Source organism: Sedimentibacter acidaminivorans (assembly GCF_017873955.1).
GTDB classification, from domain to species: domain Bacteria; phylum Bacillota; class Clostridia; order Tissierellales; family Sedimentibacteraceae; genus Sedimentibacter; species Sedimentibacter acidaminivorans.
The window spans coordinates 255,660-270,394 of sequence record NZ_JAGGKS010000005.1 but is presented as its reverse complement, the minus strand read 5'-3'; the positions used below and the strand labels follow the sequence as shown (position 1 = coordinate 270,394).

Sequence of the window (14,735 nt, the reverse complement as noted above, 5' to 3'; positions counted from 1 at the left end):
TATACTATAATATTAAATAAAATACTGTTTTATAAACAAAAAAGCAATACGCCGCCTTTGAAATAATACAATGATGCGTATTGCTTAATTAAATATAATTATACGAATAATTAAAATTTTAAAAATTAATATGCAGTTTTACTATTTTTATATACCACTTGACCTTCTATCATAGTCATTACTGTTTCATAACCTAAATCTGTTAAAGGATTACCTTTAAATATTACAATATCTGCATCTTTTCCCTCTTCGATACTTCCTACTCTATCGGCAATGCCTATAATTTCTGCAGGATTAATTGTAATTGCTTTCCATGCTTCTTGTTCAGAAAGTCCTGCCTTAACTGCAAGTCCTGCACACATACTTAAATATTGTATTGGAATAACCCCAGCATCTGTTATTATAGCTATTTTTATACCTTTTGAAACTAAAATTTTTGGTGTGTCAAAACTTATGTTTCTCAACTCATATTTTGCTCTAGAACCAAGTGTTGGCCCTACTAAACAAGATTTACCTTCTTCAGCTAATTCATCAACTATAAGATGTCCTTCTGTGCAGTGCTCTAAAGTTATGTCTAATTCAAATTCTTTTGCAATTCTTAAAGCTGTAAAAATATCATCCGCTCTATGAACATGAGCCTTTAATGGTATTTCTTTTCTCATAACAGGTATAAGAGCATCTAACTTAATATCAAAATCAGGCCTTCTATCAGGGTCTGTTTCTGATGCATCTAAATCTTCCTTATATTGTAGTGCTTCAAATAATGTTTCTCGTAGTAATGCTGCTATAGCCATTCTTGTTACAGGCGATTTATGCTGTTCGTCATATACCCTTTTAGGATTTTCACCAAAAGCAATTTTCATTGCTACAGGGTCCTTTATAACCATATTATCAACTCTCTTACCAAAAGTTTTCATAGCAAGAAACTGACCGCCTATTACATTCGCGCTTCCAGGACCAGTTACTACTGTTGTGACTCCACCTTCTAATGCGTCTTGAAAAGCCATATCCATAGGATTAATAGCATCTATTGCCCTCAACTGAGGAGTTATTGGCTCAACATCTTCATTGCCATCTTCACCTTCAAATCCTATACCTTCTTCCCACATACCAATATGACAATGTCCTTCAACTAAACCAGGTGTAACTAAACAACCTTTTGCATCAATAATTTCCACATCATCTGGCACTTCTATATCCATACCAACTGCCTTTATTACTCCGCCCTCAATTAGTATCTGACCATTTTTAATGTCATCACCAGCCATTGTTTTAACATAGCCATTTTTTATAAGAATCATATGCCCTCCAAGCTTAAAATAACTATTTATATTATATTTTACATATTTATATATATTACAACATATTTAACAAATCCGCAATTGTTATCTTGGTATAAACCCAACTTTTTTTTGAACTTTTCTTAATGTCTTACGAGCCTTGTTTTCAGCTTTTTCAGCACCCATAATATAAATCTTTTCTAAATAATCTTTATTCTTTAACAAATAATCTATTTTTTCTTGAATTGGTCTAAGTTCTTCGATTATTATTTCTGCTACATCGTTTTTAAATTCTGCATATCCTTTACCATCGTAGCTTGATACTATTTCATCAGTAGTTTTATTTGTAATTTTAGAATATATATTAATAAGATTTTTGACCCCTAATTGATTTTCATTATATCTAACTACTCCTTCTGAATCTGTTACTGCTCTCTTAAGCTTTCTTCTTATGGTATCAGCATCATCCATCAATAATATATATGAATTATCATTTGAATCCGATTTAGACATCTTGCTTTGAGGTTCTTGTAAACTCATGATTTTTGCACCTTCTTTTGATATGAAAGGCTCTGGTATTTTGAATGTTTCACTAAACCGATTATTAAACCTTGCTGCTACATCCCTTGTTAATTCAAGATGCTGTCTTTGGTCTTCTCCTACTGGTACTAAATCAGCTTGATACAATAATATATCTGCAACCATTAAGGTTGGATAAGTAAATAATCCTGCAGTTATTGCATTATTATCTAATTTTTTAGACTTATCCTTAAACTGTGTCATACGTCCAAGTTCACCATAGTAAGCAAAGCAATTTAAAATCCATGCTAATTCTGCGTGTGCAGATACGTGGGACTGAATAAATAATGTTACTTGTTCTGGATCTAACCCTGCGGCTATATAATTAGCTAATACTTCAAAAGTGTTTTTCCTTAAATCTTTTGGCTCTTTAGGAACTGTTATAGCATGCATATCAACTACACAATAGTAGCAATCATATTCACTTTGCAATTTTACCCAATTTTTCAATGCACCTAAATAATTGCCAAGGGTAAGAGACCCTGATGGCTGCATCCCACTAAATATTACTTTTTTATTTTCGTTGTTCTCCACTTTTCCACCTCTATATATTAAAATAATTATTTATAATAAAAAAGTTGCTACGCAACTTCCGCTAGGGGGACCTATGTCCCCCTTCGGCGTAAAAATGCTTTGCATTTTTACTGAGCACCCCCACTTAACGGCAAGGACGTCCCGTCCTTTGCAATCCTCGTTTTTTATATACTAGGAAAAGAACTTTCCTAGTATATAAAAAAGAGTCCTCTCCCTAAAAAGGACGAGAAAACCCGTGGTACCACCTTAATTCCATTACAGCACTTAATGTTTAACGCACATAACGTCTTTGCCTACTACTATTTCAGCAAGAAACTCATAAGTCCATTCATTAGCTAAAATGTACTGAATTTTCACCTTCATCAGCTCTCTAAAACACTATTACTAACTACTACTCTCAATCACAGTTTTTTTGATTATACTATATACAATTGTATTTGTCAAAAAAATAAATTAGTAATTTGACTTTTATTTATGTACATTTAAGGTTTATACTATTATAATGGTAACATATGATTATTTGGAGGAAAACTATGAGCAACATAAAATTATTTGCAGATAGCACATGTGACCTGCCTTTAAGTGAAATAAAGAAAATGGATATTGATATTATACCATTGATTGTTACATTTGGCGATGATGCATACAAAGAAGGTACTGAAATAAATACAAAAGACCTTTTCCGTTTAGTTAAAGAAAAAAATATGTTACCCAAAACTTCAGCTCCTTCACCTGCTGATTTTTATAATGCATTTAAGCCATATGTAGATGCAGGTAAAACTATCATATATTTAGGTCTATCTTCTAAAGTTTCTACTACTCTACAAAATGCAAAACTTGCAGCTGAAAACCTAAATACTGATTCTATTATAATTATAGATTCACTTAGCCTTTGTGTAGGAACAGGTGCTCTCATTAGGCAAGCATACAATTATATAAGTAGTGGTATGCCATTAGATGAAATTATTTATAATATTCAAAAAAATATTGCAAACTATAAATTATACTTTACTGTTGAAACATTAGACTATTTACATATGGGTGGACGTTGTAGTAGTACTGAAGCACTATTTGGAAAAATGTTGAATATAAAACCTATTATAAGTATGTGTGTGGATGGTTTAGATGTTTGGAAAAAAACAAGGGGAAAGAAAAAAGCAATCAACTTAATGATAGAAGAAATAATTTTGGACAAAGATAATATTCTCAATGATGAAATTCATGTTGGATGTACTGTTGGAAATGAAGAAGAAAGAAGTTTATTAAAAAAACAAATAACAGAATTAACAGGAATTACTAAATTTCAAGATTATATAATTGGTTGTGTAATATCTAGCCACTGTGGTGAAGGTACATTAGGGCTAGGCTATTTACTTAACGAGGAGTTGATAAAAAATGGATAAAGGGTATATCCACATATATACAGGTAATGGAAAAGGCAAAACCACTGCTGCCTTTGGGCTTGCAGTAAGAGCCCTACTATCAGGGAAAAGTGTTTTCATTGGTCAATTCGTTAAAGATATGAAATATAATGAAACTAAGCTCGATGAACATTTTGAAAATATTATTATAAAACAACTTGGAAATGGTTGTTTTATAGATAGAGTCCCAGATAACGAAGATATAGTATCAGCAAAAGAAGGTTTAAAAGAATGTGGTAGTATATTGACTAGTGGTGATTATGATTTAGTTATATTAGATGAAATTACAATTGCACTATATTTTAAACTATTTAATACCAATGATGTAATTAATATACTAAAAAACAAATCATATAAAACAGAGGTAGTCTTAACAGGTAGATATTCACCTACGGAACTTATTAATATGGCTGATTTGGTTACAGAAATGGTAGAAATAAAGCACTATTACTCACAGGGTGTTTTATCTAGAGATGGATTCGATCATTAATTTCACAAAACAAAACATAGGTTGATTGTTATATATTACATCAACCTATGTTATTTTAAAAATATATGTAACTATTAAAAATATTAACTGAGTTATTTCAACAATAAACCCCTCTATAGAATTTGGAAGGAGTTTTATTTTTTTATCCATAATATTTACTGCTGCTCCTGAAATCATATATGTCAAGGCAAGTGGAATTACTAATTTATAGTTAATAACGACTGCCAATGCAAATGATATTCCAAAAGCTGACAAGCTATGGTACTTATCACAATACTTAATTACAGATGTACCCTTTTTATTTCTATGAAATACCCTACTTAAAATAATTAGTCCGCTATACCCTGCTACTGGCATCAGTAAAACTGCCGTAACATCTACAATCCTCATCAAGGAAAAGTAAAACAAACATATTACTATTATTCCAATTGTCCCAGAAATTTGTTCTGTTTGATTTTTAGGCTTAATTATGTAGTTTAAGGTTCTATATGTATCTCTTAAATTTACTGTTTTTGTTATAATGCAATAATAAGACAATACAAAGGCACTAACGAAAAAACCATCATAAAATATCTTAAATGATGAGATAAAACTTGCCACAAACCCAATTGCTAATCCAACTAAAGGCAATAGTATAATTCCATTTTTATAATCATCATCATTTGACTCTGAATGAATTTTAATATTAATACACGTGTATTTTTTTACAATTAAAATAACACCTATTATAAGACTCTGCAAGTCAAACATAATTATACCAGCCTTTATTGTTATTTTTACTAATATTATATCATAAAGCAAGCCAGATAACGGCTTGCATCACAACGATTCAATAAATACATCAAGGCAAAGACTTATGTCTTTGTAACATCTGTGTATTAATTATATCATAAATCTTCCTATATTTAAATATTAAATTTTAATAGCAAAAAAATAAAGCAGATAATAAATCCTACTTTATTTATTGCTATAACACTCTAATTAATTATTCAACTCATACACTCTATTAAGCATGATATATGCTTCTTGGTATGTGCAATACTCATTTGGCATAATTTTATTGCTATATCCTCTTAATATTCCTCTGCTTACAGCAAAATATATATATGGTTTCTCTAATTCGCTTAAGTCTGTCATATCATCAAAATGAGATAAGTCATACTCAGATATTTCAATACCAAATTTTTCACAAATTGCCGTTGATATTTTAGCAGCTTCTAATCTTGTAATTTGAGCTTCTGGATTAAATTTATTACCTTCGAAATCACTAATTAAACCAATTTTATAAGCTTCATATATATCATCTTTATTTTTACATAAATTAATATCATAAAAAACATCAGAAATAATATCATCTATAATTATTTCACCATTAACAGGATTAATAACTAAACTTTTTTGTGGTTTTGATATTTCAAAATGTTGATAAAATTTATCTTCTCCAATTTTTAATTTTACAAGGTTTAAAGCTAAAGTACAAAAATCTTCCCTAGAAATATAAGATTCATACATTCCTAAAAAATCTTTCGGAATCAAACCTACTTCAAACATTTTATTTATATCATTTTCTGCCCAAACATCAGGACTGCCAGGAATTGAATCTAACCATAGCTTTGTTTGAGGTGTAACTGATTCAAAGCATATATCCATTACTTGTGCGAGAAATTCTACTTTATTATGAATTGTTTCCTTTTTTCCTAAACTAACATTAAGAACTTTTTCCGGATAATTCTCTGCATACCAAATCAAATCTGATATATCTTCGCTTAGATTAGTTGCAGAGCTTTGATTTATAAATACCTTATCATATCCAAGACCCCAAGTTCCATATTCATATCCGAGATTTAGTTTGTTAAAACCTAATTCAAGATTATCATAACCATATACATCAAATAAATAATCGCATATAAAATGACTAATTTCAAACATAATACCATCTAGTGAAACAACATCAGAAGCTCCATAAAAATTGTTTGTTAATATATTTATTGTAATATTTACGGATGAGTTCGTCCTTCTGTAAGTTGCAGGACTTTCTATTAAATTATTATCCGTTTTATTAATAACTAGATTAGTTTTAATTCCTTTATTAAGATATGAATCTGTAATTTCTTTAATTACACCATCTGGGAAACGATTGAGACTACTTTCGACAACTGTCATACATTCTTCAATATTAATATATTTATTACTGTTTTGCGGCAATATTATATTTAAACCATATTTTTCTTCAATGCTTTTTTGAATTTCAAACACAGTAGGTCTAACTATTCCATTAGTAAAACTAAAGGCATGCACAAAAGATGTGATCAAGCTAATTATTAAAGCTATACATATTATTTTTCGTATTAATTTCATAATTATTTACCTCATTACATTATTTACGTATCTTTAATTTAAGTGGATTTAATTGTAACATAAAGTAATATTAATTTCAAATGTTTTTTTGTAAACGTTTTACTTTTTAATTGTATAAATGTATGGATTTCATCCATAATTTATGATAATATAATAATGAAATATATTTTAAAATTCGGAGGAATTATGAATTATTTTATAAAACAAATTAAATCATTATCCTTAGGGGTAAAAGTATCAGAAATACTTTATGCTATTACTATACTTATATACATGTATATGCTCTCAGGAAAGGGATTGTTCACAACATATTACTCATTTATGTTGGTTATATTAACAGCTGCAATTACTGCAATATATTTGATGTTTTTTAAGAAAAATTATGTGTATGCCATAATAAATTTATTTATAGCTGCGATTATTTTTATAAATTTCGCATCAATTTTATAAACTAAAATCTAGGTGGTAATATGAAAATAACAATTATTTCAGTAGGAAAAATCAAAGAAAAGTTTTTTACAGACGCTATAAAAGAATATGCAAAAAGATTGTCCAAATACTGCAAATTGTCAGAAGAAGTAATATCCGATGAAAGAGCTGATGAAAGCTTTTCTCAAATGGAAATTGAACAGGTAAAAATAAAAGAAGGTACTAAAATTCTAAATAAAATTAAATCAAATACATATGTTTTTATATTACATATAAATGGTGAACAATTAAGTTCTGAAAAATTAGCACAAAAAATAAATAACCTTGGTATAGAAGGTAATTCTGATTTGACTTTTGTAATAGGCGGAAGCAATGGTTTGTCAGACGAAGTATTAAATAGGGCTGATTTTAAACTGTCATTTTCTAAAATGACATTCCCACATCAACTTTTCAAAGTAATTTTATTAGAACAAATTTATAGAGCCTTTAAAATTAATTCAGGTGAGGCTTATCATAAATAAGGGGCATATTGCCCTGCCCCTACGATATTCTTTTTACACCTATGGTAAAATAAATTATCCCCATTGTTAAAAGCACTATAGTTGGAATTACTGCTGCTTCAATACCCATTCCCTTGCTTGCAATATTTTCTACACCTTGCACTGCCCATTTTTGTGGAGTTAATTCTGCTAAAAATAACAAAGCTTTATTATTAACTATTTCCAACGGCCACATACAACCTCCAAGCATTGATGTACTCGTTAATACGATTGGAGCTATCGAACCTAACTGTGCTTGTGTTTTTATAAAGCTAGACATCATTAACCCTAGAGATGTTACAGCAAATATAAAGGCTGCACATATCATTAAAACACCAGCTATACTATTTCCCCAATCCACACTAAACAAATATTTGCCGCCTAAAATTAGTATTCCCATTTGTACTGCACCTGTCAAATATGAAACTACAATGCTCCCTCCAACTATTGAAGATTTAGAAACTGGTGAAACCAACATCCTTTCCCAAGTTTTGTACTGTTTATCATACAATATAGTACCTATTGAAAATACCATTGTATACATAGAGAAAAACATTGTAAACCCAATAATAGAATGCATTAAATTATCATAACCTGAATTTGTTCCTGTATTTGCAATTGTTGCAGTAACTTTAATAGGATTTTTATACTTCCACGATTCCATAATATTTTTATATGCATTTAATTTAATTTCTTCTTTATTTATTTCAGGTTTTTCTGTATAGACTAATTCAGAAGTAATATTTGATATATGAATTCCAACAGACATCTTCATAGTTATACTTGTTAGCATTTCTTGAAGTGCAAGAATCATTGCATCATCTTTAATTTTCATTATTCCTAAATCTACATTTTTACCATTTTCTATATTATCATTGAATCCCTTATTTATTAACAAAGCAGCTGCTGCTTTTCCTTCCTCAATTCCTACTTGAGCATTATCTATATCTGAATTAACAAAATTAAAAGCATTATTTCTTTTAAGTTCATCAATAAGATTCTCCGAATATGAACTTTTATCTTCATCAACTATTAATACTGTAGGTCTGTATTGATTAAATGAAATACCAAAAATTGCAGTTAATCCAAATGCCATTACTGTCATTAATATTAAAACTGAAACATCATCTTTAAGCCTTAATATCCGTAGTTTTATTATACTTAGCATTATAACCTTCCTTTCTATTGAGTACAATTATTGCTAAAATAGAAAATAACAATCCTATAATATTCAATATGAAAATATTATTTATAACATCTTTTGTCCCAGAGCCTATTAAAACTTTTAAATAGGACCTTAACGCTATGCCGTTTATAGATAAAAAGCTTAAGTTTTGCATTATCTTAGGCAATACTTCAATCGGGAAAAAACTACCTCCTAAAAGAGCCATACATTGAATGATAGCAGATTCAAATATATTAGCTATCTTATAATTACCAGCTTTATATGAAATTGCCCCAATAAAAGTACCTAATCCTGCAACAGAAAATGCAGCAGATAAACTAATTAATATTACTGAATTTAAATTTCCCCATTGAACTTTTAGAGCATAATGAGAAAAAATAATCATAGTAACAATTTGAAATATAGCTATTAAAAAAATTGTTATTAATTTCCCACATAGAATTCCAAGACTAGATGTTCCCGCCACTATCATTCTTTGATATGTTAGATTATCCTTTTCTTCTAATAGCATCCTGCCACCTTGACCTGCTGCAAAAAGAATAAACATGGTCATCATAGCAACAGCATAGTAGTCAGCACTAGATATATTTTTCTTTCCTTCTACAACAACATTATCAATGTTAACATTAATATCTTTAATAAGTTTATTCATTTTTTCCATTGTATCTTCCATATTACTAATACTATCATAACTAATGTTGTTAGCCATCACTGATTCAATAATTACATTTTTTCCAATTATTATTGAAGACATAGCATTTGAATATGCTTCTATAACTGATTTAACTATCTGCCCATCTATATTTCTATCAGGATGAGTAATAACTTTGATTTCAACATTGTTCCTAAATGGAGTAAGTAGGTTAATTTTCATATCATATATAAATTTATCAGGAAAAAGTAAAACTGCTGAAACTTCACCATTATTTAATAACTCCATAGCTTTTTCTTCTTTTTCTAATCTATAATTAATAATTTCTGATACTTCTTTACTATTTAAAAAGTCCTCAAATATCATTTCTTCAGGATTTATGCTATTTCCTGAATCAATTAATTCTTTTAACGTTTTATCTCCCATTCCTTGGGAAATTATATTATTATTTAATGCAGTCTTAAACATTTGAGAATCCATATTTTCATCATAAAGTTTAACAATTGCAATATTAACTGTTTTTATATTATTGTCTTCACCACTTATAAACGAACCTTTTAAAGCCATACTCAAAATTGTAGTCAAAACAATCGGCATGACAATCATTATTGCAAGAGCCTTTTTATCACTTAGTATTATTTTTAAATCCTTAATGATAATACTTATTATTTTCATATTCTGCTCCTTAATCTCTTAAAGCTTTTCCTGTAAGATGAAGAAATACAGCCTCAAGATTTGGTTTTTTTACATCAATTGATTCAATACGTCTTCCATGTTCGGTTGCCTTTGCAATAATTTCTGCCAACAGTGTATCCCCGTTATCCCCAAACAAAGTGATACCTTCATCGACAATATTAGCATCAAACACACCCCTTATTTCCTTAAGGCTATTTAACACACAAACGTCGGTTTTATCAAATCTAATGCTAATTTGAGTTTTTTCCTTTACTAGTTCAACTAATTCTGATTTACGTCCTAATGCTATTACCTTACCTTCATCCATAATGCAAATTTGATTGCAAAGATATTCAACTTCTTCCATGTAATGACTTGTATATATTATTGTAATTCCTTGTTTATTAAGCTCTAAAACCGTATCAAGTATATGATTCCTCGATTGAGGATCGATACCTACTGTTGGTTCATCCATTATAAGAAGTTTAGGCATATGAAGTAACGCAGCCCCTATATTTAATCTTCTTTTCATACCTCCAGAATACTTATCTACCCTATCTTTTATTCTCTCATTTAGTCCAACAATATCTGATATTTCACTTATTCTCTTTTTAAGTTGCGATCCTTTAAGACCATATACGTTACCCCAAAATAATAAGTTTTCATATCCTGTAAGCGTTGGATATAAAGCTATATCCTGTGGCACTATACCTAAATCACGTCTTATAGGCTTTGAATCTAAAAATATGTTACTTCCTTCATATAAAACTTCACCACTTGTTGGCTGTAAAAGAGTTGATATTATTGATATTGTAGTAGATTTTCCTGCACCATTAGGGCCTAGGAGTCCATATATATCACCTTTCTTTACTTCAAAACTTACACCCTCTACAGCCTTTATACTACCAAAATTTTTATACAAATTTTTAATTTTAAGCATTATTGTCCCCCATATTTAATTATTTTTGAGAAAGTCTTCCACATTATTTGGCATATTTTCATCAAGATCATCTATGTTGTACATATTTTCTTCTGTAACAACAGGAAAATCAAAGTATTGTGATTTGTTAATATTCCAATTCTTAATATCTAAATTATAATCAATTTTTTCTAAAACAAAGTCTGGATCAATAGCTTTTAATTCAAAATTCATATTTTCACTTACTATATAACCGTCAATATCTACTAATGCAGTATAATTAAATCCTTCTACATTATAAATATCAATATTATCTTTTATATTGTTTACTATTTCTTCAAAACTTATATAATCTTGATCCTCCAAATTCATCTTAATGTATTTTTCAAAGGTTTGTTTTAAGCTGTTATCTTTTGATATTATTTCAACACACTTAGTCGCTAACATTTTTATTTGTTCATTGGTCAAATTAATTGTATACTCAGTTGTTTTAACTTCACCGTCTGGAGTTGTAAGAATTATATCCTTTCCTTTAAATACATCTTCTTCATTCATTAATCCAATCCAAGTTTTCATTATTTCTTCTTTAGTTTCATTTGAAATTATTTCTTTTTCGAAATCTTCATGCTCTATGGTTGTAGAATTTTTTATTTGATTTACATTCACATACTTTCCTACAATGGGTAGCTTTATTATTACATCATCGCCATTTTCATAGATGTTAAAATCAAATCCTAATCCTCCAAAATTCATGTAGTTTTTGAATATACTTTTTTTCTCTTCTTCGTCATAAATCGCATTAAAAGTTCCTTTCATATTTTCAATATAATTTAAACTTTTAATTTCTTCTTCTGTTAAAACTTCAGAATTAAATTTCATATTTAATGAAAATTCAGCTAAAGCTTGGCCCTTTTTAATTTCATCTGTCTTTTTTGCCGCATTTTTATATTCTTCTAGACTATTTGTATTACACGATACTAATCCTAATACAATAATTACAGCAAATATTAAAATAACAATTCTTTTCATAATGAACCTCCAATTATAAATCATTTTATTTATAATTTTACTAGCTTTAAATTATTCTTTCTAGTACCATAAGACATATATTTATAATTTTAACCATGACTTTTGGCACATTATTTTTGAAAATATTTAAAGGTCATTTTTAACTGTAAATATTGCTAACTGAGTTCTATCTCTGAAATCTAGTTTAACCAATATCTTCGTAATATGGTTTTTTACAGTTCCTTGACTTATATATAATTCGTCTGCAATTTCTTTGTTATTTCTACCTTCTGCAAGTAATCTACAAATATCAATTTCTCTTTCTGTCAGAAGTTTTACTTTTGGATCTATATATTTATTTGAATTCCCTTTAGCAAGTTGAGAAAACTTATTTACTACTTTAATTGCAACTTCTGATTGAATTAAAGCTCCACCATTATAAACAGTACGGACCGCTCTTGCTATTTCTGAAGGTGATGTATCTTTTAATAAATATCCTGATGCTCCATTTTTTAATGAATCATATATGTATTGGTCATCGTTAAATGTTGTTAATACTATTATTTTTACATTAGGAAAATCTTTCTTTATCATAGCAGTAACTTCAACACCATTTATTTCAGGCATTTGTATGTCCATAAGTATTACATCAGGTTTATTCCATTTACATAATTCATATGCCTTTTTACCATTATTTGCTGTTCCACATATTTCTATATCATCTTCCACTCCTAGTATAAGTTTTAGCCCTTCAACCAATATATCTTGATCATCTACTAATAGTAATTTTATCATCATTAGCCTCCCCGTTATTACCTTTATTTAAATAAATACTACCCGTTACACATAATCCATCAAGTGATCTAAATTCAACATTTCCGTTAAAATTTTTAACTCTCTCCTTAATTCCTTTCATACCATAGCCTTCGTCAATATGTTTTACTCCAATTCCATTGTCCTTTATATTAAATCTAATTGTGGTATATGAATAATCAAGCTCTATTATAATTTTTGTTGCCTTTCCATGCCTTACTGCATTTGTTAGACATTCTTGCAATATATGAAATATTGCAAGATTTTCTTCATAATTGGGTGTTATTTTACCAGATATTTTCAAATCAATTGCTGCTCCAGTTTTTTCAGAAAATTTATCAACAAGCGTTTTAATGGCTGTATCATCATAATAATTTATATCTTCACCTCTTAGTGTTTCTACAACATCTCTAATTCCAGATAAACTATCTTTTGCTGTTTTTATAGACCTAACTAAAAATTCTTGAGATTTTAGTGGGTTGTTTTGATTGAGATAATGTTCTGACATTTGCAGCTGCATTATTAAGGCTGTCATGTCATGACCTAAATTATCATGTATATCCCTTGCAATGCTATTTCTTTCTTCCACAACGGATAACCTTTTAACCCTATCTGTAGATTCTTTTAATTTTTTATGTGTATCTAAAAGTTCTTTGTATAAAATTCCTTTTTTTTCTTTTTCTTTTTTATTATATTGTGCGAATATTCCAATTACAAGTATGAGTCCATTTGCTATCAGGAAAAAAACCATCTGAGAAATGTTTGAAAAATTGAATTTGTAGTAAACAAGATATATAAATTTAATCATGGAAACAATAATAATTAAAATACCTATTATTGTTCCTTGTTTTATTTGTAACGTTATGGATGCTTCAAGAAGGATTATTATATATAGAGAATGTAAAAAATAACTTATAAGAAGTCTTGAATTTAATTCTAAAAAATATATCAATACTATGTCTAAAATTAAAGAAAAGAAATATAATTTACTTTGCTTATTGATGAAATATTTTGTAATACTATTTATCAAAAAAAAAGAAAATAAGGCAACAAGTACATATAGTCTATGTTGCTGTGCATTTTCAAAATATAAAGCTGATATAAACAATATTGATGATACAATAATTTTTAATATATATACATACAAATACTTTTCATTTTTTATCATAGAATACTCCAATACTATTTAAAATATTTACTTTGTTATATGTCCAACCGCTATTATTCAGAATGTTTATCTGAAAAACAGCGGTAATCAAGCTACTTGTCCTTACAATATTTTACATTACATTTCATCTGTAAACAATATATTTTTATAATAATATTTTTTCAACAATACGATTATACGTCTATATTACCATTATTTTCATTATTCTATTGCGTATGCAGAATTTTTATGTTATAATTATTATAGTTCAAGAATATTTTATATAAATAATATTCGAGGTATTTATTATGGATATTGAAGTTAGGTTGTTTGCTTCTTTTAGAGATAATCGTTGGAAAAGTAAACATTTAATTATTAATAAAGGAACAACTATACGAAAAATAATTGAACAAATTTATATTAATGAAAAAGACCTTGGAATAGTCTTAATTAATGGAAGACATTCCAATATTGATTCTGTATTAGAAAATAATGATATACTAGCCCTATTCCCCCCTGTTGGCGGAGGCTAGAAATAGAATATATAGTATTCCGATTCATAACTGACCTCAAAGGGCCTTTATGAACGATAGGGTGCAAAAAGTAATTTTTACGCCTGCCATGGCAAAGGGATACATATCTATCAAACATGTTTGATAGATATGTATCCCTTTGTTTTATAACAAGGTTAAAATAAATTAAAGT

The 14,735-nt window shown here is 28.5% G+C and carries 15 protein-coding genes, 1 riboswitch and 1 other annotated feature; of the genes, 5 read left to right on the top strand and 10 right to left on the bottom strand.

Annotated features, from left to right (window positions below):
* Nucleotides 1-125 precede the first annotated feature (125 nt).
* Together J2Z76_RS10100 and trpS are read right to left on the bottom strand one after the other, a co-directional pair.
* Entirely contained in the window at nt 126-1,301 is a 1,176-nt protein-coding gene (locus tag J2Z76_RS10100; RefSeq protein ID WP_209511921.1) for an amidohydrolase, read from the bottom strand.
* 84 nt (nt 1,302-1,385) lie between these two features.
* A complete protein-coding gene (gene trpS, locus J2Z76_RS10095; RefSeq protein ID WP_209511920.1) occupies nt 1,386-2,393 on the bottom strand; it encodes a tryptophan--tRNA ligase in 1,008 nt (335 codons plus the stop codon).
* A gap of 216 nt (nt 2,394-2,609) precedes the next feature.
* Nucleotides 2,610-2,807 (bottom strand) — a binding site (T-box leader).
* Nucleotides 2,808-2,926: 119 nt separating this feature from the next.
* Here trpS and J2Z76_RS10090 point away from each other — a divergent pair.
* A complete protein-coding gene (locus tag J2Z76_RS10090; protein ID WP_209511919.1) occupies nt 2,927-3,796 on the top strand; it encodes a DegV family protein in 870 nt (289 codons plus the stop codon).
* Complete coding sequence (locus J2Z76_RS10085; protein WP_209511918.1) at nt 3,789-4,304, top strand: cob(I)yrinic acid a,c-diamide adenosyltransferase; 516 nt, start codon at nt 3,789-3,791, stop codon at nt 4,302-4,304. The genes J2Z76_RS10090 and J2Z76_RS10085 overlap by 8 nt, the downstream gene beginning before the upstream one ends.
* Nucleotides 4,305-4,349: 45 nt before the next feature.
* On the opposite strand, the gene J2Z76_RS10080 is transcribed toward J2Z76_RS10085, so the two are convergent.
* Both J2Z76_RS10080 and J2Z76_RS10075 read right to left on the bottom strand, forming a co-directional pair.
* Nucleotides 4,350-5,054, bottom strand: a complete 705-nt coding sequence (locus tag J2Z76_RS10080; protein WP_209511917.1) for a hypothetical protein — start codon at nt 5,052-5,054, stop codon at nt 4,350-4,352.
* 231 nt (nt 5,055-5,285) lie between these two features.
* Entirely contained in the window at nt 5,286-6,662 is a 1,377-nt protein-coding gene (locus tag J2Z76_RS10075; RefSeq protein ID WP_209511916.1) for an S-layer homology domain-containing protein, read from the bottom strand.
* 186 nt (nt 6,663-6,848) lie between these two features.
* Here J2Z76_RS10075 and J2Z76_RS10070 point away from each other — a divergent pair, with 186 nt between their 5' ends.
* Together J2Z76_RS10070 and rlmH are read left to right on the top strand one after the other, a co-directional pair.
* Nucleotides 6,849-7,112 (top strand): hypothetical protein, encoded by a 264-nt coding sequence (locus J2Z76_RS10070; RefSeq protein WP_209511915.1) that lies wholly within the window; start codon nt 6,849-6,851, stop codon nt 7,110-7,112.
* A gap of 20 nt (nt 7,113-7,132) precedes the next feature.
* A complete protein-coding gene (gene rlmH / locus J2Z76_RS10065) occupies nt 7,133-7,612 on the top strand; it encodes a 23S rRNA (pseudouridine(1915)-N(3))-methyltransferase RlmH (RefSeq protein WP_209511914.1) in 480 nt (159 codons plus the stop codon).
* A 19-nt stretch (nt 7,613-7,631) separates the two neighbouring features.
* Here the strand turns inward: rlmH and J2Z76_RS10060 are convergent, their stop codons facing one another.
* The 6 genes from J2Z76_RS10060 to J2Z76_RS10035 all read right to left on the bottom strand — a co-directional run bounded on the left by J2Z76_RS10060 (nt 7,632) and on the right by J2Z76_RS10035 (nt 14,051).
* Nucleotides 7,632-8,798, bottom strand: coding sequence for an ABC transporter permease (locus J2Z76_RS10060; protein ID WP_209511913.1), 1,167 nt, complete (start codon nt 8,796-8,798; stop codon nt 7,632-7,634).
* Complete coding sequence (locus J2Z76_RS10055; RefSeq protein ID WP_209511912.1) at nt 8,761-10,143, bottom strand: ABC transporter permease; 1,383 nt, start codon at nt 10,141-10,143, stop codon at nt 8,761-8,763. The genes J2Z76_RS10060 and J2Z76_RS10055 overlap by 38 nt, the downstream gene beginning before the upstream one ends.
* 10 nt (nt 10,144-10,153) lie before the next feature.
* Nucleotides 10,154-11,083, bottom strand: coding sequence for an ABC transporter ATP-binding protein (locus tag J2Z76_RS10050; RefSeq protein ID WP_209511911.1), 930 nt, complete (start codon nt 11,081-11,083; stop codon nt 10,154-10,156).
* Between the two features lie 15 nt (nt 11,084-11,098).
* Entirely contained in the window at nt 11,099-12,091 is a 993-nt protein-coding gene (locus J2Z76_RS10045) for a hypothetical protein (protein ID WP_209511910.1), read from the bottom strand.
* Nucleotides 12,092-12,217: 126 nt separating this feature from the next.
* Nucleotides 12,218-12,865, bottom strand: a complete 648-nt coding sequence (locus tag J2Z76_RS10040; protein ID WP_209511909.1) for a response regulator transcription factor — start codon at nt 12,863-12,865, stop codon at nt 12,218-12,220.
* Nucleotides 12,840-14,051 (bottom strand): sensor histidine kinase, encoded by a 1,212-nt coding sequence (locus J2Z76_RS10035; RefSeq protein WP_209511908.1) that lies wholly within the window; start codon nt 14,049-14,051, stop codon nt 12,840-12,842. Before J2Z76_RS10035 ends, J2Z76_RS10040 begins: the two co-directional genes overlap by 26 nt.
* Nucleotides 14,052-14,338: 287 nt before the next feature.
* Here J2Z76_RS10035 and J2Z76_RS10030 point away from each other — a divergent pair, with 287 nt between their 5' ends.
* Nucleotides 14,339-14,563, top strand: a complete 225-nt coding sequence (locus J2Z76_RS10030) for a MoaD/ThiS family protein (RefSeq protein WP_209511907.1) — start codon at nt 14,339-14,341, stop codon at nt 14,561-14,563.
* Between the two features lie 6 nt (nt 14,564-14,569).
* A riboswitch (molybdenum cofactor riboswitch) is annotated at nt 14,570-14,679 on the top strand.
* Nucleotides 14,680-14,735 lie beyond the last annotated feature (56 nt).